Annotated in this window: 12 protein-coding genes and 1 pseudogene; 4 read left to right on the top strand and 9 right to left on the bottom strand. The window is 68.1% G+C overall.

Annotated features, from left to right (window positions below; genetic code table 11):
• Positions 1 to 116: 116 nt before the first annotated feature.
• From otsA to H570_RS0106110, 4 genes are all read right to left on the bottom strand, one after another.
• The gene (otsA, locus tag H570_RS0106125) at positions 117 to 1,484 is read right to left on the bottom strand and encodes an alpha,alpha-trehalose-phosphate synthase (UDP-forming) (protein ID WP_027079970.1); all 1,368 of its coding nucleotides are present in this window, start codon (positions 1,482 to 1,484) and stop codon (positions 117 to 119) included.
• Positions 1,481 to 3,283: a glycoside hydrolase family 15 protein gene (locus tag H570_RS0106120; protein WP_027079969.1), complete on the bottom strand. Its 1,803-nt coding sequence runs from the start codon at positions 3,281 to 3,283 to the stop codon at positions 1,481 to 1,483. The genes otsA and H570_RS0106120 overlap by 4 nt, the downstream gene beginning before the upstream one ends.
• A gap of 4 nt (positions 3,284 to 3,287) precedes the next feature.
• Positions 3,288 to 4,085 carry a trehalose-phosphatase gene (gene otsB / locus H570_RS0106115; RefSeq protein WP_084499861.1) on the bottom strand — a complete coding sequence of 266 codons (798 nt, stop codon included), beginning with the start codon at positions 4,083 to 4,085 and terminating at the stop codon, positions 3,288 to 3,290.
• Between the two features lie 157 nt (positions 4,086 to 4,242).
• Positions 4,243 to 5,355, bottom strand: coding sequence for an ABC transporter ATP-binding protein (locus H570_RS0106110; RefSeq protein ID WP_027079967.1), 1,113 nt, complete (start codon positions 5,353 to 5,355; stop codon positions 4,243 to 4,245).
• A gap of 197 nt (positions 5,356 to 5,552) precedes the next feature.
• On the opposite strand from H570_RS0106110, the gene H570_RS0106105 reads away from it, so the two are divergent.
• From H570_RS0106105 to pgl, 4 genes are all read left to right on the top strand, one after another.
• Positions 5,553 to 6,938: a GH1 family beta-glucosidase gene (locus H570_RS0106105; RefSeq protein ID WP_027079966.1), complete on the top strand. Its 1,386-nt coding sequence runs from the start codon at positions 5,553 to 5,555 to the stop codon at positions 6,936 to 6,938.
• 158 nt (positions 6,939 to 7,096) lie between these two features.
• Positions 7,097 to 8,551 carry a glucose-6-phosphate dehydrogenase gene (zwf, locus tag H570_RS16630; RefSeq protein ID WP_051176172.1) on the top strand — a complete coding sequence of 485 codons (1,455 nt, stop codon included), beginning with the start codon at positions 7,097 to 7,099 and terminating at the stop codon, positions 8,549 to 8,551.
• A complete protein-coding gene (glk, locus tag H570_RS0106095; protein ID WP_027079965.1) occupies positions 8,548 to 9,570 on the top strand; it encodes a glucokinase in 1,023 nt (340 codons plus the stop codon). The genes zwf and glk overlap by 4 nt, the downstream gene beginning before the upstream one ends.
• Positions 9,567 to 10,310 (top strand): 6-phosphogluconolactonase, encoded by a 744-nt coding sequence (gene pgl, locus H570_RS0106090; RefSeq protein ID WP_417473376.1) that lies wholly within the window; start codon positions 9,567 to 9,569, stop codon positions 10,308 to 10,310. Before glk ends, pgl begins: the two co-directional genes overlap by 4 nt.
• Before the next feature lie 24 nt (positions 10,311 to 10,334).
• Here the strand turns inward: pgl and H570_RS0106085 are convergent, their stop codons facing one another.
• The 5 genes and pseudogenes from H570_RS0106085 to H570_RS16625 all read right to left on the bottom strand — a co-directional run.
• Entirely contained in the window at positions 10,335 to 13,499 is a 3,165-nt protein-coding gene (locus H570_RS0106085; RefSeq protein ID WP_027079963.1) for a discoidin domain-containing protein, read from the bottom strand.
• Positions 13,500 to 13,764: 265 nt separating this feature from the next.
• Complete coding sequence (locus H570_RS0106080) at positions 13,765 to 14,586, bottom strand: carbohydrate ABC transporter permease (RefSeq protein WP_027079962.1); 822 nt, start codon at positions 14,584 to 14,586, stop codon at positions 13,765 to 13,767.
• On the bottom strand, positions 14,583 to 15,509 hold the full coding sequence (locus H570_RS0106075; RefSeq protein WP_051176171.1) for a carbohydrate ABC transporter permease: 927 nt from the start codon (positions 15,507 to 15,509) through the stop codon (positions 14,583 to 14,585). Before H570_RS0106075 ends, H570_RS0106080 begins: the two co-directional genes overlap by 4 nt.
• Positions 15,458 to 16,750: a sugar ABC transporter substrate-binding protein gene (locus H570_RS0106070; RefSeq protein WP_036135332.1), complete on the bottom strand. Its 1,293-nt coding sequence runs from the start codon at positions 16,748 to 16,750 to the stop codon at positions 15,458 to 15,460. Before H570_RS0106070 ends, H570_RS0106075 begins: the two co-directional genes overlap by 52 nt.
• A 216-nt stretch (positions 16,751 to 16,966) precedes the next feature.
• Positions 16,967 to 18,422: pseudogene (locus H570_RS16625) on the bottom strand (glucoamylase family protein); the annotation flags it as partial.
• Positions 18,423 to 18,522: the final 100 nt, after the last annotated feature.

Raw genomic sequence — 18,522 nt, 5'->3', positions numbered from 1 at the left:
CGGCCGGGACGCATGCCCACGACTCGACCTCGCCCCCCTGTCGCAGATGTCGGCGAGCCTCACGCCGGTGGGTACAGCGCATGTGTCACTGGGGACGGCTGCGGCCACCCGTGGACTCACGCTGCGCGCAGCGCGGCGAGGTAGCGCTGCCGCCACGCGTCGATGTCGTTCTCGCGCAGGTGGTCCATCATCGCCTGCCAGCGTTCGATGCGCTGCGGCCGTGGCATGTGCGCGGCGGTGGCGATGGCGTCGGCGACGCCTTCGAAGTCGTACGGGTTGACCAGTAGTGCCTGGCGCAGTTCGTACGCGGCGCCGGCCAGCTGTGACAGCACCAGCACGCCCGGGTCGTCCGGATCCTGGGCGGCGATGAATTCCTTGGCCACCAGGTTCATTCCATCACGCAGCGGGGTGACCAGGCCGATCCGCGCCACCCGGTAGAAGCCGGTCAGGGTGGCGTGCGCGAAGTTGCGGTTGACGTAGCGCAGCGGCGTCCAGTCCGGCGCCGCATGCTGGCCGTTGATGTGGCCGGCGATCTGTTCGAGTTCGTTGCGTAGCAGCTGGTACTCGGCGACTTCGCCGCGCGAGATCGGCGCGATCTGCAGGTAGGTCAGCCCGCCCTTCTGGTCGGCGTGCCGCTGCAGGTAGCGCTCGAAGCCGCGGAAACGCTCCGGCAGGCCCTTGGAGTAGTCGAGGCGGTCAACGCCAATGACCAGCTGGCGCGGCTTCACGCTTTCGCGCAGCGAACGCACGGTGGGTTTGGACATCGCCTGCCGGGCCTGCGCGGCGATGTGCGCGGTGTCGATGCCGATGGGGAATGCAGCAGCGCGGAAACGGTGACCGTCAGGCGCCTCCAGCACGCCGTCCTCGAGCACCCGGCCGCCGCCGAACAGGCGCACGTAGTCCTGGAAGCGTTCGACGTCGCGGCCGGTCTGGAAGCCCACCAGGTCGTAGGCGTACAGCGTGGAGAACAGGCGGGCGTGGTCGGGCAGCGCCGCGGCCATGTCCGCCGACGGCATCGGCACGTGCAGGAAGAAGCCCATCCGGCAGCCAATGCCGCGTTCGCGCAGCAGGCTGGCGAGCGGGATCAGGTGGTAGTCGTGGATCCACACGATGTCGTCCTCGCGCAGCAGCGGCGCGAGCCTGTCGGCGAACAGCTGGTTGACCCGGCCGTAGCCGACCCGGGTCTCGCGGTCGTAGTCGACCAGGTCGAGCCGGAAGTGCAGCAGCGGCCACAGGGTGCGGTTGGAGAAACCGCTGTAGTAGGCATCGAGGTCGGCGCGCGACAGGTCCAGGGTGACGTAGCGGATATCGCCTTCCCGCGCTTCGTGCAGGGCACCGCTGGCATCGCGCACGGCCTTGCCGCTCCATCCGAACCAGAGCCCGCCGCGCTCGCGCAGCGCTGCCTGCAGCGCCACCGCGAGCCCTCCGGCCCGGTTCTCGCCCGGCGCGGCAACGCGGTTGGAGACGATGACCAGGCGACTCACGAGAAATCCTGCCACGGCCGCGACAGGCGCATCGCGGCCATCACCAGGCCGACGTGCGAATACGTCTGCGGGAAATTGCCCCAGGCTTCGCCGGTTTCGAACGACAGGTCTTCCGACAGCAGCCCGAGGTGGTTGCGGCGCGCCAGCACGCGCTCGAACAGCTCACGCGCCTCGTCCCTGCGGCCGATGGCGGCGAGCGCATCGATGTACCAGAACGTGCAGATGGTGAAACTGGTTTCCGGAGTGCCGAAGTCGTCCTCGGCCAAATAGCGATACAGGCCGTCGCCGCGCTTGAGGGTGCGGCCGATCGCCTCGACGGTGGCGATGAAGCGCGGATCGTCCGCCTTCACGAAGCCCAGGTCCGCGAGCAGCAGCAGCGAGGCATCCAGGCGCTCGCCGTCGAACACGTCGACGAAGTGCCCGAGCGTTGCGTTCCACCCGCGCTCGAGAACCAGGGCGCGAATGGTGTCGGCGCGCCCGCGCCACATCCGGCTGCGTTCGTCGAGCCGCAGCGCATCGGCGATCATCGCCAGCCGGTCGCAGGCGGCCCAGCACATCACGCTGGAATAGGTGTGCACGTCGGCGCGGCCGCGGAATTCCCACAGGCCCGCGTCGGGCTTGTCGTGCAGCGCCCAGGCGCGTTCGCCCAGCGGCTCGAGGCGGCGGAAGGCGGCTTCGTCGCCGGGGTTGTCCAGCCGCCGGTCGAAGAACATCTGCGCCGAGGCCAGCATCACGCTGCCATAGGTGTCGTGCTGCTTCTGCAGCCACGCCAGGTTGCCGCGGCGCACCGGCCCCATGCCGCGGTAGCCGCGCAGCGCCGGCATTTCCTCTTCGGCCAGTTCGCCTTCGTAGGCAATGCCGTACACCGGCTGCATGTCTCCGTCCTCGCCGGTGGCGAGGTTGAAGATGTAGTGGATGTACTCCTCCATCGACCGGGTCGCGCCGAGCCGGTTGAGCACGCGCACCACGAACCCGGCGTCGCGCAGCCAGCAGTAACGGTAATCCCAGTTGCGTTGCGTGCCGGGCGCCTCCGGGATGGACGTGGTCAGCGCGGCGATGATGCCGCCGCTGTCCTCGTACTGGCAGAGCTTGAGCGTGATCGCGCTGCGGATCACCGCATCCTGCCACTCGGCCGGGATCGACAGATAGCGCACCCATTCGTGCCAGTAGCCGCGGGTGCGCAGTTCGGCTTCTCGCACGAACTCGTCGACCGGCCGCGTGAGCGTCTCGTCCGGGCCGAGCACGAAGTGCAGGTCGCGGTCGAGCACGATGGACAGCTCGTCGCGCAGCGCGCGCAATGGCATGTCGGTGGTCACGCGCAGCACCATGCCTGGCAGCACGAAGCGCATGTGGTTGCTACCCCAGGTGTGTTCGGGCACGCGCGCGCCCCAGTCGGCCAGCGGCCGCAGGCGCACGCGCACCCGCGGGCTGCCTGACAGCACGCGCACGCGGCGCGCCAGCATCACCGGGCGGTAGAAGCGCCCGTGCTGGTGCCAGCGCGGCGCGAAGTCGATGATCTCGATCACGCCATCGGTACCGTCGCGCAGGACCGTGCGGAGGATGGCGGTGTTCTTGTCGTAGGACTGCTCGGACGACGCCATGCCTTCCAGTTCGAGGTCCCAGGAGCCGCCATCCAAACGCGGCTGCAGCAGCGAACAGAACGCCGGGTCCCCGTCGAATGCGGGCAGGCAGCACCACACCAGTCGCGCATGCGCGTCGAACAAAGCGCCAAAACTGCCGTTGCCGACCAGGCCGAGCGCGAGGTCCTGTGGTCGTGGGGGTTGCAGCGACTCCGTCATCGGATCACTCCGCTCCATGCGCGACTCCCAGCCATCCGCGGACCGCCGCCGGATCGCGCAGGCGATGGCGCGCGGCGCTCGGTGCGCGATCGCCCACCAGCACGCTCACGCCATCGCGCGCGTTCACCACTTCGAAGCCGCTCTCGTCGGTGAGGTCGTCGCCGGCGAACACCGGCAGCCGCCCCCGGAACGGCGGGCTGTCGAGCAGGCCGGCGATGGCCCCTCCCTTGTCGATCGGGTGGTCGCCGTTGCCGCCGGGGTACAACTCGACGACCTGCTTGCCGTGCTGCAGCCGGTAGCCGGGCAACTGTTCGAGCGAGTGTGCGGCGAACGCCAGCAGCGCCGGCTCCGCATCAGGCGCGCGGCGCCAGTGCAGCGCCAGGGCTCGCCCCTTGTCCTCGACCACGGTGCCGTCATAGACCGCGGCCAGGCGCGTGGCGGCCTTGCGCACATCGTCCAGTTCGGGCGCGTGCTCCGTCGGAGACTCGACGCCGCCGCGGCGCTGCTCGACGCCATGCAGCCCCACCGCATTGAAGCGCGACGGCGCGAACAGCGAGTCGAGCGTCGCAATGGTGCGCCCGCTCACCAGCGCCAGCGCTCCGTCCAGGCGCAGCTGCAATGCCTCCAACTGCTCGCGCAGCCCGTCGGGAACGACGACCCCATCGGGGGTGCCGGCCAAGTCGAGCAGAGAGCCGTCGACATCGAGGAACAGCGCCCAATCGTCCGCGGGCGGTGGCGGCGCATCTTGCGGCGCCGCAATAGGACTGGAGACTGCGTCTTGTTTCTGATCTTGGTTGTGCATTCGTTCCATCATGGAACGCGGAGCCGTAAATTCAGCGTGAATCGTCGCACGTGCATCGATGCGCGGGGCAAGCTCGGCGCCTGCGGCCCGGGTCTCGATGCACCCGCGACAAATGCCTGCCGCATCGCCGATCGCCGCTGATGCAGTGCGTGAACCCTCAGCCGATTCGCGCGCCAGTGTCGCTGTCGAAAAAGTGCGCACGTCCCGGCGCGTACGCAAGATGCACGACGTCGCCCGGCGTCGGCAGGTCGTTGGGAGGCTGGCGCAGGATGATCTCGCTGTCGCCGCAGCGCAGGTTGACGAAGGCTTCGTTGCCGACAGGCTCCACCGCTTCGACCCGCGCCGGCAATTGCGCGCGGTCGCTGCCGTCGACGATCCGCATGTCTTCCGGCCGCAGGCCCATGTCCAGTCGCTGTCCAAGCCGTGACCGCAACGCATCACGCATGAAATCCTCCGGCGACAGCGGCAGCTCGATATCGCCGGCGATGCGCAGCCACAACCCGCGATCGCGCTCACTCCCGCCTTCGACGAGCTCGCCCTGCAGCAGGTTCATCTTCGGGCTGCCCAGGAAAGTCGCGACGAAGACGTTCGCCGGCTTCTCGTACAGCGCCATCGGCGTGTCGATCTGCTGGATCAGCCCCTTGTCGAGCACCACGATCCGCTGGCCGAGGGTCATTGCCTCGATCTGGTCGTGGGTGACGTAGACCATGGTCGCGCCGAGCTGGCGGTGCAGGCGCGCGATTTCCACCCGCATCGACATGCGCAGCTTGGCGTCGAGATTGGACAGCGGTTCGTCGAGCAGGAACACCTGCGGCTTGCGCACCAGTGCGCGGCCGAGCGCGACGCGCTGGCGCTGGCCGCCGGACAGCGCTCCGGGCTTGCGGTCGAGCAACTCGTCCAGCTCCAGCGTCTTCGCGGCTTCCGCCACGCGCCCGGCGATCGCGGCCCTGTCGTGGCCGCGCAGCTTCAGCCCGAACGCGAGGTTCTCGGCCACCGTCATGTGCGGGTACAGGGCGTAACTCTGGAACACCATCGCGATGTCGCGGTCCTTCGGCGAGACGTCATTGACCACGCGGTCGCCGATCTTCAACGTGCCCGACGTGATCGTTTCCAGCCCCGCGATCATGCGCAACAAGGTCGACTTGCCGCAGCCAGAAGGCCCGACCAGCACCAGCAGTTCGCCGTCGGCGACCTGGAAGCTGGCGTCGGCCACGCCGACGTAGCCGTTGGGGTAGACCTTGCGCAGGTTGTCGAGCTTGACGCTGGCCATGCGTTCTCCGGTTCGCGGGTCGGCGCCCCGCATTGTCGTCGGCCGTCACGGTTCCGGCGAAGGCCGGGCGAACCCCTGCCGAAGCGCCGGTTCTCGCGCTTCCCGACATTACACTCGCCCGATTCGATACGGTATTCTGGCATGTAATCGTTTTCATGAAGACCGGGCAGCCCGGACCACCCGAGGAAGCATTACCGATGGCGCAAACGCAGCAAAAGGACTTTTCCTTTCCAAAGGGATTCCTGTGGGGAGCGGCCACTGCCGCCCACCAGATCGAGGGTTCACCGCTGGCCGACGGCGCCGGGCCGAGCATCTGGACCCGCTTCGCCCACACCCCGGGCATGACCGTCAACGGCGACACCGGCGACGTGGCCTGCGACCACTACCGGCGCTGGAAGGACGACGTGCGCCTGATGCGCAAACTCGGCCTGCAGGCCTATCGGTTCAGCGTGTCGTGGTCGCGGATCCTGCCCGAGGGCACCGGCCGGGTGAACCAGGCCGGCGTGGACTTCTACTCGCGGCTGGTCGACGAACTGCTGGCCAACGGCATCGAGCCCCTGCTCACGCTGTACCACTGGGACCTGCCGGCAGCGCTCGACGACCGCGGCGGCTGGCTCAACCGCGACTGCGCGGACTGGTTCGCCGAGTACGGCGACGTGCTGTACCGCGCGCTCGACGGCCGGGTGAAGAAGTGGGTCACGCTCAACGAGCCGTGGGTGATCACCGACGGCGGCTACCTGCACGGTGCGCTGGCCCCCGGCCACCGCAGCAAGTACGAAGCGCCCATCGCCAGCCACAACCTGATGCGCGCGCATGGCGCCGCGGTGCAGGCGTATCGCGCGACCGGCAAGCACGAGATCGGGCTGGTGGTGAACATCGAACCCAAGTACGCGGCCAGCGATTCGGCCGACGACGCGGCGGCGGTGAAGCGCGCGCACGCTTACATGAACGAGCAGTACCTGCACCCCGCCCTGCTCGGCCGCTATCCGCCGGAACTGCAGGAAATCTTCGGCGATGCGTGGCCTCGGTTCCCGGCCGAGGACTTCAAGCTGATCGCCCAGCCGCTGGACTTCATCGGCATCAACTACTACACCCGCAGCGTGACCGAGGCGACCGACAGCTACCCGCTGGATGCCTGCGCCGTGAAACAGCCGCTGGGTACCTACACCGAAACCGGCTGGGAAGTCTTTCCCCAGGGCCTGACCGACCTGCTGCTGTGGTTCAAGCAGACCTACGGCGACATCCCGCTGTACATCACCGAGAACGGCGCCGCGTTCTTCGACCCGCCGGTGGCCGGCGTGGACGCTTCGGGCGCGCGCCGCGTGCGCGATCCGCTGCGCACCGACTACCTGCAAAAGCACCTGTCGGCGATCCATGACGCGATCGAAGCGGGCGTCGACATCCGCGGCTACATGGCGTGGTCGCTGATGGACAACCTCGAATGGTCGCTGGGCTACGGCAAGCGCTTCGGCATCGTGCACGTGAACTACGGCACCCAGGAGCGCACGATCAAGGACTCCGGCCGCTGGTATTCTCGAGTGATCGCGAGCCACGGTGGCGTTTTGGCGGAGCCGTTGCCCTAGAAGCACAGGATTGGGGATTGGGGATTGGGGATTCGGTAGGGCAGCATCCTCGCCGCGATCCGGATCCCGTCTTTTACTGCCCAATCCCCAATCCCCAATCCCCAATCCCGAATCCCCAATCCCCAATCCCGAATCCCCAATCCCCAATCCCGGCTCCCATGCACGACACCCTGCTGCTGTTCGGCGCGACCGGTGACCTGGCCCAGCGCTACCTGTTCCCGTCACTGCTGCATCTGCTGCGCGACCGGCTGCTGCCGCCGACGTTCCGGGTGGTGGCCGTGGGGCGTACCGGGCTTGACGATGCCGATTTCGGGCAATGGCTGCGCGAGCGGCTCGACGACGGCGACGGCCGCGACGCCGACGTGCTCGACGACCTGCTCGCGCGCACCCGCTACCTGTCGCTGGACCTCAACGATCCCGAGGCGATGCGCACCGCCCTGTCGCAGTACGCGGACCGGCCCAGCGTCAGCTACCTGTCGACGCCACCCGATCTGTTCGTACCCGCCTGCCGCGGGCTGAAGGCCGCCGGGCTGCTCGAAGGGCAGTCGCGGCTGGTGCTGGAAAAGCCGATCGGCCGCGACCTGGCCAGCGCCTGCGCGATCAACGCCACGCTGGGCTCGGCGCTCGACGAATCCCGGATCTTCCGCATCGACCATTACCTGGGCAAGGCGCCGGTGCAGAACCTGCTGGCGCTGCGCTTCGGCAACACGCTGATGGAAGCGGTGTGGCAGCACCGCTGGATCGCCTCGGTGGACATCCTGGTCGCCGAGACCGCCGGCGTCGACGGACGCGAGGGCTACTACGCCAACTACGGCGCGCTGCGCGACATGGTGCAGAACCACATGCTGCAGCTGCTGGCGCTGGTCGCCATGGAGCCGCCGTCGGAGCTGAGCGCCAACACCGTCCGCGACGAGAAGACCAAGGTCCTGCGCGCGCTGCGGCCGATGACGGCAAGGGACGTGGCCATCGACAGCGTGCGCGGGCGCTACGACACCGGCGTGGTCGAGGGCGAGGCGGTCAACGGCTTCACCCACGACAGCGACGTCGAGACGTTCGTCGCCCTGCGCGCGTACATCGACAACTGGCGCTGGGCCGGCGTGCCGTTCCGCCTGGTCACCGGCAAGCGCATGCCCTCGCGCACCACCGAGGTGGTGGTGTCGTTCAAGCCGGTCTCGCACTGGGTATTCGAACGCCCCGACCGCGAACGCGCGCGGCCCAACCGCCTGCGCATGCGCCTGCAGCCGGAGGAGACGATCGAACTCGGACTGATGGGCAGCCTGGCGGCGCCGGAATGGGGTGCGACCGAGCTGCAGCCGATGTCGCTGGACCTGTCGATGTCGCCGACGCCCGCTCGTCGCATCGCCCACGAGCGACTGCTGGTAGACGCACTCAAGGGCGACCAGACGCTGTTCGTGCGCGACGATGAAGTCGAGGCGGCGTGGGGCTGGATCGACAGCGTCAGCAGCGCGTGGCAGGAGGCCGCGACGCCGGTGCACAATTACCCCGCCGGCTCCTGGGGACCGGCCGCGGCCTCGGACTTCCTGCCGGTGACCCTTTCAACCAGGGGGCAGCGGAAGCAGGGCGGGAAACAGACCGGGAAACCGGCCGCGTGAGCGACATCGGCCAGCACGTGCTGCTCGCCGACATCGGCGGCACGAACGCGCGATTCGCGCTGGCCGATACTGCGGCGCGGATGCCGCTGCGCGAAGACAGCGTGATCGAGTACGCCGTCGCCGACTTCCCCTCGCTGGGCGATGCCGCACAGCGCTACCTCGCCGATGGCGGCAGCGCGATGGCCGGCGGCGAACCGGTCCGCGGCGGCGTGTTCGCCGTGGCCGGGCGCGTCGAGGGCGGGCACGCCCGCATCACCAACCACCCGTGGGTGATTTCCGCGCCGCGCATCCGCGAGATGCTTGGTTTCTCCGCCCTGCGCCTGGTCAATGATTTCGCCGCGCAATCGATGGCGATCCCGGCGCTGCGCGAAGGCGAAGTGGTCGCCGTTGGCGGCGCGACCTGGAGTCCGGACACCACGCCGGTTGATCGCATCTACGCCGTCATGGGCCCCGGTACGGGCCTGGGCGTCGGCATCCTGGTGGTGCGCGATGGCCGTTGCTGGCCGCTCGAAACCGAAGGCGGCCACGTCAGCTTCCCGCCCGGGACACCTGAGGAGATCGCCATCCTCGAGCGACTGTCTGCGCAGTTCGGGCGGGTTTCCAACGAGCGCCTCGTCTGCGGGCCCGGGCTGGTCAACATCCATCGCGCCCTGAGCGAAATCGCCGGCGTCGACCCGGGCCCCATGCAGCCGGCGGACATCACCGCCGGCGCGGAATCAGGCGACGTCCGCTGCATGCGCGCGGTCGACGTTTTCTGCGCGGTATTCGGCGCCATCGCCGGCGACCTGGTCTTGACCACCGGCGCCTGGGACGGCGTGTTCCTGGCCGGCGGCGTGGTCCCGAAGATGCTGCATGCACTGCAGCACTCCGGCTTCCGCCAGCGATTCGAGCACAAGGGACGGTTCTCGCCGAACATGGCTCGGGTACCATCGATGGCAGTGTTGCATCCGCACGCCGGCCTGCTCGGCTGTGCGGTCATTGCACGGCAATCGGGCGCGACGACTATGACCACGACATGATCGAGCACGACGACCACCGGCCGGACATGGAAATCAAGGGCTCGCGCGTGCATTTCCTGTCCTACCAGAGCGCGGAGCAGTGGGCCTGGGCCAGCGCCGTCATCCTGGCCGGCGAACTGCGGCGCGCACTGGAACAGCGTCCGCGCGCACGGTTGCTGCTGTCGGGCGGCTCGACGCCAGGCCCGGTTTACGAAGCGCTGGCGCGCGCGCCGCTGGACTGGCAGCGGATCGACGTCGCCCTCGTCGACGAACGCTGGCTGCGGCCGGACGACCCCGACAGCAATTCCCACCTCGTGCGCAGCACGCTGCTGCACGACAAGGCGGCCAACGCGCGCTTCGAGACGTTGACGCGCCCCGGCCGCAGCATCGAGGAAGCCGTGGCCACGGCCAACCTGCACGCCAACCAGGCCGCCGACGCGGTGGTGCTCGGCATGGGCGACGATGGCCACACCGCATCGCTGTTCCCCGGCCTGCGCGGGCTGGACCAGCTGCTCGCCAGCGCCAAGGCCTACGTCTCCGTCGATGCCACAGGCTGTCCCGGCGCCGGCCCCTGGCCTCGCCGCATCAGCCTGACGCCGGCCGGGCTCGCGCCTTCGCGCATGCGGCTGCTGTTGATCCGCGGCGAGCACAAGCGCCGCGTGTTCGAACGCGCGATGGACGGCACCGACCCGCTGGAACTCCCGATCCGCCTCGCCTTCACCACGCCGGGCGCGCGGCTGCGGGTGCACTGGTGTCCGTGATTGGGGGAGCGGGTTCAGTTACGTTTACTCGACCTGGATGGTGAGCTTCGCGGGCACGGCATGGATGCGCAGCGCGGGAGTGAATCCCGACTCCTGGCCCTGCCAGCGCACGGGCTCGCCATTCACTGTCGCCTTGCCCGGCTTGCCGGAGTAAGGCCACGAAAACACGAGCCCGCCGGTCGGCAGCCCGGTATCCGCATCGATATCCAGCCGCAGCTGGTTGCCGTCGCGTCGCAGCGAGTATCCCAGCGTGCCTTGCGACGTGCGCAGTCCGTGGATCGCCACGCCCTTGCCCTGGAACCAGTCGATCGGAATTCCCGCCGCCAGTTCGATGCTGTCGTCGAACTCGCGCGCGTAGGCGAACATGTCCAGCGCCGAGCGCACGAAATCCGATGCCACCCAGGCATGCGGCAGGTCGCCGACGAAGAACGGCTTGCGCGGCGTGCTCGAGACCACTTCGGCCCACTGGTTCCAAGCCTGCGGCGCGCGATCCTTGAAGAAGAACTGCGTCGCGTCCCATGCCCGCTCGCGCCAGCCCAGGCGCACGAAGGCCGAGACGTTGCGCCACTCGTACGGTGTGTAGTCCTTCCATTCGCGCTGGCCGGTTTCGCGCTGGCGGAACTCGCGCCAGTAGCGCTCGAAGGTGCCGTGCAGCAGCCCGGCATAGTGCAGCCAGTCGCCAGGCGCTCCCACGGGCCCCAAGTCGAGCGCCAACGCCATCGTGGTGGAAGTCGGGTCGAAATCGCCCAGTTCGGCAGCGCCCGGCAGGTAGTCGATGTCGTGCTGCGCCACCGCCGCGAACAGGGAGGCCTGGAGGTCGGCGTGGAACTGGTCGCGCGAAGCCGCCATCCGCCGCGCTTCGTCGTCCTTGCCAAGCGCCTGCGCGATCTCCACCGCATCCTTGTAGCCACGCAGCGCCCAGAAGTCGTCCCAGTACGAATGCATCGGCTTGGCCGAATAGCCCTCGTGGCTGATCGACACCGGCATCAGTCCGTAGAACGCCGGGTTCCTGACGCGGTTGGCTTCGGTGCGCTCGCTCAGGCGCAGCTTTTCCATGTACTCGAACGCGGCGAGCACGTGCGGCCACATCTTTCCCAGGAACGCCTTGTCGCCGTCGTAGCGGTACAGCTCGGCGATGTTGAAGATCAGTTCGCCGTGGCTGTCGTTTTCCGGTACCGGATCGCTGCCGCGGTCGTCGACGCAGCACGGCACCATGCCGTCCCTGAACTGGTACGGCGCATACCAGTCCACGTACTCGCGTACCGCGTCGGTGCGCCCCATCCGCAGCAGGCCTTCGGAGATCATCGCGCCGTCGCGGATCCAGCTGCGCGCGTATGAGCGGGTACCCGGCTGCAGTCTCGGGCCGACGCGCGAGATCAGCATGTGCGCGGTGGCGGTGCGCAGGGTGTCGGCCAGCCCCTGGCCCGCCTGCGGCACCTGGATGCGGACCAGGTCGAGCTTCTGCCGCCATTCGCGCGCCGTCTCGTCCTGCCACGCCGCCGCGTGCCAGTCGTCGCTCGATGGTGGCGCCCCACCGATCAGCGGTGCCAGCAGGTCCACTTCGCGCGACTCCCCCGGCTCGAGCCTGGCTTCGTAAAGCAGCGCGCCGGAGGCGAGGCCTTCGGGATCATTCGCAACGGTTGCGCCCGGCCGGGTACCGGCATCCAGCAGGCTGGCGGCCATGCCGCCGTCGAAGCTGCTTGCGAAGCGTGCGTCCGGCGGCTGCCGCGCGAACAGCCGCGGCCGGCCGTTGACTTCGATGACGCGGGGGCCGATCGAAAGACTGTCGATGCGACTGACGCCGCCGACCGTGCTCAGGAACTGGCTTGGCGGATTGACCTGCAGCGGTCGCACCGCAAGCGCCAGCGTGTACGCCTGCGGCCGGTCGGTGGTGTTCTCCAGCCGGTAACGCGCAACCAGTTGCGCCCGGCCTGCGTTGCCGTGGGCGAACGCGGTGACGTGCAGTGCGAAGCCCGGATGCGTCCACGCCACGCTCGGAATCGGCAGGTAGCCGTCCTGCAGGGACTGGGACGCTTCCACGTCAGCCCAACCGACCAGCCTGTCTCCCAGCAGCACGAACGGCTCGATGCGGAAGCCTCCACGCGAGACCTCGACGGCACCATCCTCGCCGATCAGCCCCTGGTCGCTGCCGCCGTCAACGCCGACGATCGTCCAGTACGGCTGTTCGCCGCTGAAGCCGCGCGGAAACAGCCCCCGCGGCGACTGGGCGGCCACGGAGCGGATGAAGTCGTTGGGCGTGGCCGCGTACGACAGCGGCTCGACCCTGGCCTCCTGCAGTCGACGCGCCTGCCCCGGCCCGCCCTGCACCACGATGCCGACGTAGCGCGCCTCCGACTCCGGCAGCGCGATCCAGTCCGTGCCGCCGTTGCCCTGCGTCACCTGGCGCACGTCGCGGAAGGTCTTGCCGTCCGCGGACAACTGCACCGCGTAGCGCGACGCCTGCGCGCCCTCGCCCCAATGCAGGGTCAGTCCGCCGAACTCGCGCACGCTGCCCAGGTCCAGCACCAGGCGCCCACCATCGCGCGTTTCCCACGCCGTCCGCGGATCGCCATCGACGGCCGCCGATGCATTGCCTGCCGGGGCAGTCGAAGTCGCGTCCAACGGGCTGTCGTCGGCCGCTGCCAGCTGCTCCATCCGCAATGCGTCGAAGCAGACCGAGCCCTTCCCGCCGACCCGGTTGGCGACCACGAACTCCAGCTTCGCGCTGTGGCGCAGCACCCGGTCCGGACTCGGCCCCCAGGCCTTGTCGATGTGGCGCTTCTTGTAACGCACCGGCGTCCATTGCGCGGGGAACCGATAGGCATCCCGCTTCACCCGCCAGACGTTGTCGCCGCTGGCATCGACGAACTTCATCTCCAGGTCGTTGTGGGGCGAGTCGCCGCGCATCTCGAACGCGAACGCGTAGTTGTCCGGGTAGTCGATCGGCAGGTCGCGCTGGATGCCGGCGTAGCCGGAGACGCCATTGAAATCGTAATCCAGGCACAGCGCCCTGCCCTGCGTGCCGTCGACCACGCGCAGCTTGCCGCTGACCTGGTTGGAGGTGACCACGCGCCAGGGAGTGGCGTCTTCGAAACCGTCGAGCAGCCGCGGCTCGCCCAGGACCTCCTGGGCGTTTGCGGGGGCAAACACGAGCGTGCAAAGAATCAGAATGACCTTCCCAATCGTCATCCCCGCGCAGGCGGGGATCCAGGGACGTTGCTGTTCTCGAACAGATGCCGTCAAAGCAAGGTCCGTGGATGGCAAGACATTCGCCGGTTGAAAACTCCGCCTGCGCGGAAATGACGGCGTGGGGATGCTGGGCATTGATTGGATCTCGCTCAATTGGTATCGGTTTGGCCATCCATGGCGCGACCTCGCAGGCTCCGGAACGCCCGGCCCGGCCATGGCGGTGCGTTCGCCATCGCGCGAACCGATGTTTCGCAAGCGCGATGGCTCACCCCTTCACGCTCCCGAGCAGCAAACCCTGGATGTAGTGCCGCTGCAGCGCCAGGAACAGCAGCAGCACCGGCACGATGGTCACCACCGAGCCGGCCATCATCAGTTCGTTGTCCTGCACGTGCTCGCGCGACAGCGAGGCCAGCGCCACCGGCAGGGTCTGCAGGCCCTGGTCGCTGAGCACGATCAGCGGCCACATGAAGTCGTTCCACGCCGCCATGAAGCTGAAGATCGCCAGGGTGACGATGATCGGTTTGAGCGCCGGCAGCACGATCTGGAAGAAGATCCGCATCTCGCCGGCGCCGTCGATGCGCGCGGCTTCGAGCAGCTCGTCGGGGATCGAACGCGCATACTGCCGCACCAGGAAGATGCCGAAGATCGTCGCCATGCCCGGCACGATCGCGCCCATGTAGGTGTTCACCAGCCCCATCTGCTTGAGCAACAGGAACAGCGGCATCATCGCCACCTGCGCCGGGATCACCAGCGCCGCCAGCAGCAGCCGGAACACCCGCTCGCGTCCGCGGAACTTCAGCTTCGCGAACGCGTAGCCGGCCATGGTGTTGAACAGCAGCGCCAGCAGCGTCACGCAGGCCGAGACCAGGAAGCTGTTGAACAGGTAACGGCCCATGCCCGCCTTGGCGAACAGCTCGTGGTAGTTGCCCAGCGTGGGCGCGGCGGGCAGCAGCGGCGGCGGGAAATGCGCCGCTTCGCCGGTCTGCATGAACGAGACCGACAGCATCCACAGCAGCGGCGCCAGGCTGATCACGGCCAGCGCGATCAGGAGTCCGTTGACCACGGCGGTCGCAAGGGGACGCTTCATTCCACGCCCTTCCTGCGCGCGAACCACAGCAGCCCGCTGGTCACCGCAACCATCAGCACGAACAGCAGGAACGCCACCGCCGACGCGTTGCCCAGGTTCCACCACTTGAAGCCCTCGTCGTACATCAGGTACAGCACGCTCTTGGTGCTTTCCAGCGGCCCGCCCTGGGTCATCACGTAGGGCTCGGCGAACAGCTGGAAGTAGCCGGACATGGTCAGGATGCCGACCAGCAGCAGCACCGGCCCCAGCATCGGCAGGGTGACGTGGCGGAACTGCCGCCATACACCGGCACCGTCGATGCGCGCGGCTTCGTATAGATCTTCCGGGATCGACTGCAGCCCGGCGAGGAAGATGATCATGTTGTAGCCGAAGTTCTTCCACACCGCGAACAGGATGATCGTCGGCATTGCCCAGCGTGGGTCGCCGAGCCAGTCGACCGGTTCGATGCCGATCGACGACAGGCCCCAGTTCACCAGCCCGTAGCGGGTATGGAACAGGTAGCGCCAGATCACCGCCACCGCCACCACGGTGGTCACCACCGGGGCGAAGAACGCGGTGCGATAGAAGCCCTTGAAGCGTCCGAGCTTCGAATGCAGCAGCAGCGCGGCGCCCAGCGACACCACGATCGACAGCGGCACGCCGACGATCACGAAGTACAGCGTGTTGCCCAGCGTCTTCCAGAACAGCGGGTTGTGCAGCAGGCCGATGTAGTTGTCGAGAGCGACGAAGCGCAGGTTGTCGATATCGGCCAGCGCGTAGATGTCGAAGTCGGTGACGCTCAGCGCGAGCGCGGCGAGCACCGGCAGGAAGAAGAACACCACGATCACCAGCAGCGCCGGCGCGGCGAAGGTCCAGCCTGCGAGCGAACGCGTCACGGCATCGCTCCGGTCACCGCGTGGCCGTTGCCCTGGTCGAGCATCCATCGCCGCTTTTCCAGGATCGCATCGGTGCGGCGGTCCAGCTCCACGGCCGCTTCGTCGACGCTCATGCGGTCGTTGGCGACCAGTTCACCCACCAGCTTCAGTTCCGTCGCGATGCGCTCCCATTCCGGCACCTTGGGTGTCGAGACCGCGCGTTCGAGCTGGTCGCGGAACGCGCGCGCATACGGGTCGTTCGCAAGCGCCGGATTCTTCCATGGCGAGCGCCTCGGCGGCAGGTTCCCGGTCATGCCGTGGAACTTCACCTGCACCGCCGGATCGGACAGGTACGCAACCAGCTTCCACGCGGCTTCCTTGTGCGCCGACTTGCGGAACACCACGAAACTGGTGCCGCCGGCCACCGACGCGCCCGGCCCGTCGGGCCCCGGCAGCGGCATCGTCATCCAGGTGCCGGCCAGCTCGGGCGGCAGGCGTTTCCTGAACTCGGCGATGTTCCAGGGACCGTTGATGTAGAACGTGTAGTAGCCCTTGCCGAACTCGTCCCAGACATTGGAGATCGCGGTATTGCCGACCCTCGGCGCCCAGTCCTTGTCGAAGATTTCCTTGTAGAACGCCAGCGTGCGCCTGAACCCCGCGCTGCGGAAATTGCCGTAGCGGCCGCCGTCGCGCAGCAGCGGATCGTGGATGGCGAGGTTGAGCAGCGGCTCGAACTCGTTGAGCGGAAGCAGGATCGCGTAGCGCTTCGGCCCGACCTCGCGCTTGACCGCGGCCATCGCCGTGCGCCATTCGTCCCAGTCGGTCGGAGGCCCGTCGATCCCGGCTTCGTGCAACAGGTCGACGCGGTAGAACGGCAAGCGTGTTTCCACGTACCAAGGCACGGCATAGGTGACGCCATCGATGACGCCGCTGTCCCAGGCACCCGCGTAATAGTCGGCGACGTCGAACCCGGGCGTGGCGGCGATCCGGTCGTCGAGCGGCGCCAGCGCGCCAAGCAGCGCGAATTCAGGGATCCAGGTGTTGCCCAGCGGAGTGACGTCCGGCAACGAATCGCCGGCGAACGCGGTCAGCAGCTTCTCGTGCGCCGACAGCACCGGCATCTGCTGCAGTTCGACACGGATGCCGGGATTACGCCGCTCGAACTCCGGCAGCAGTCGCGCGACCTGCTCGCCCTCGAAGCCCATGACCCAGAACGTGATGGTCTCGCGCGCCGGCGCCTGCTGCCGTGCGCAGGCCGACAGCAGCACGATGGCCAGCAGGCATCCGAGCGCGCGCCAGCCGGCCAGCATCCGCGGCGCATGAGGGATGCAGCGTCGTGGCGATGGCTTGGCTTGGCGCATGTTGGCAGTGTATCCGCAGCGATTGCAGGTTCGGTTGCGGCGCGGGCGGCGCCTTGAGCGGCGGCCTCACCGGCGCCGGCGCGTGGCTGCCGGGTTTGCCGCCGACATCCTGCGCGGGCGTCCTTGCGCCCGGCTCCGCTTCCGCCTGCGTCCCGTCCTTGCCCGCCTCCAGCCAGCCTCCGGTGAAACCCGCGCGTTCCAGGCCGAGGCGGACGTAGGGGTCGCGCTTGATGACGTTCCACACGAACTCGTTGCGATAGTTGGCGATCATGGCCAGGATCGGGCCCTGGTCGATGCCGATGTAATCGCTCGCCACCCAGCCCTTGCCCGGCACCAGGCGGCCAGTCTTGAGCGGGATGTCGTAGTCGAAACTGGGGTTGAAGGAGTCGAGGAAGCCGTAGCTCGAGTACAGGAAGTCGCCGTATCGCTCGTGCATCTCCACCGCCGCCGGAATCACCACCTCCGGCGCGAACACCAGCGAACCGAGCGCCGCGGTCGGCGCGATGGTGCCGTCGTCATAGGCATCGCGCAGGCCCGCGCCGCGGGCGCTGTAGTGGCGGAACTCGCGCTCCTCGCCGTTGTACAGCTGCGTCGTGCGCTGCGGCCCGTCCGAAGCGGTCAGCCCCCAGACGTTCTCGTCGTAGCCCTTCCACTTCATCGGGTTCTCGATGGCGTAGGTGCGCTGCGCCAGCGTCGCGCGGCGGCTGTTCTCGAAGTAGTCGATGCCGCGCGCGCGCATGTACTCGTCCTGGATGCCGCGGAAGTCGATCCACACCTCGCTGTACTGGTGGCCGAACTGCGGCGCGAAGCTCAGGTACTCCTGGCCTTCGAACTGGCCCCAGCCGCGGTCGTAGGTGCTGGTCCACGCGGCCCAGGCGTCCGGCTCGATCGGGTGCGTGGGCGAACCCAGCGCCAGGATGTAGACCAGCATGGCCTCGTTGTAGCCTTCCCAGTCGTGCTCGATGAATCCGGTTTCCGGATACCAGCCCATCGAGATCAGCGGCGAGCGCACCTGCAGCCAGGGCCAGTCGACGCGCCGGTACAACTCGTCGGCGATCTTCCGGATTTCCGCCTCGCGCGGGTCGTCATGGTCGTAGTAGCCGCGCGTGAACAGCACGCCCATCATCATCAGCGCCGTATCCACGCTCGACAGCTCCACCCACGGCTCGTAGCGCTGGCCCTTCTGCATGTCGAGGAAGTGGTAGTAGAAACCGCGGTGGCCCGAGGTGCCTTCCTTCTGCGGCCCCATCTTCGCGTCACGCAGGAATTCCAGCGTGGTCAAGGTGCGGTCGACCGCCTGGCGCCGGCTCACCCACCCGTTCTCGATGCCGATCGGATACGCGGTCAGCGCGAACCCGATCGCCGCGATGGACGCGAACGGCCGCGACGGGAAGCGGTCCGGCGTCATCCCGTTGACTTCGTTGGTGGTGTCCCAGAAGAACTGGAACGTGCGCTTCTCGATGTCCTTGAACAGCGGCGGCAGCGCGGGCTGGCCGGCGGTTTCCGGCTCCGGCGCCGGCCGGTCGGCCACGGGCACCGCGGGTTCCGATGCGGGTGATTGCTGTGGCGGCGGTGACCGCTCGGGCTCTTCGATCTTCTTGCATGCCGACAGGACCAGCAACAGGCAAACGGGCAGGTAGAAGATTGCGGAGAAACTGCGGCGGAACATCGGGGGCCAGTACCTCGATCAGGTCGGATGAAGGCCGGCCACGCATGCGTGC

Origin of the sequence: Luteimonas mephitis DSM 12574 (genome assembly GCF_000422305.1) — a bacterium.
Taxonomy (GTDB): Bacteria; Pseudomonadota; Gammaproteobacteria; order Xanthomonadales; family Xanthomonadaceae; genus Luteimonas; species Luteimonas mephitis.
The sequence above is the reverse complement of the archived record's forward strand: the minus strand, read 5'-3'. Positions and strand labels throughout refer to the sequence as shown.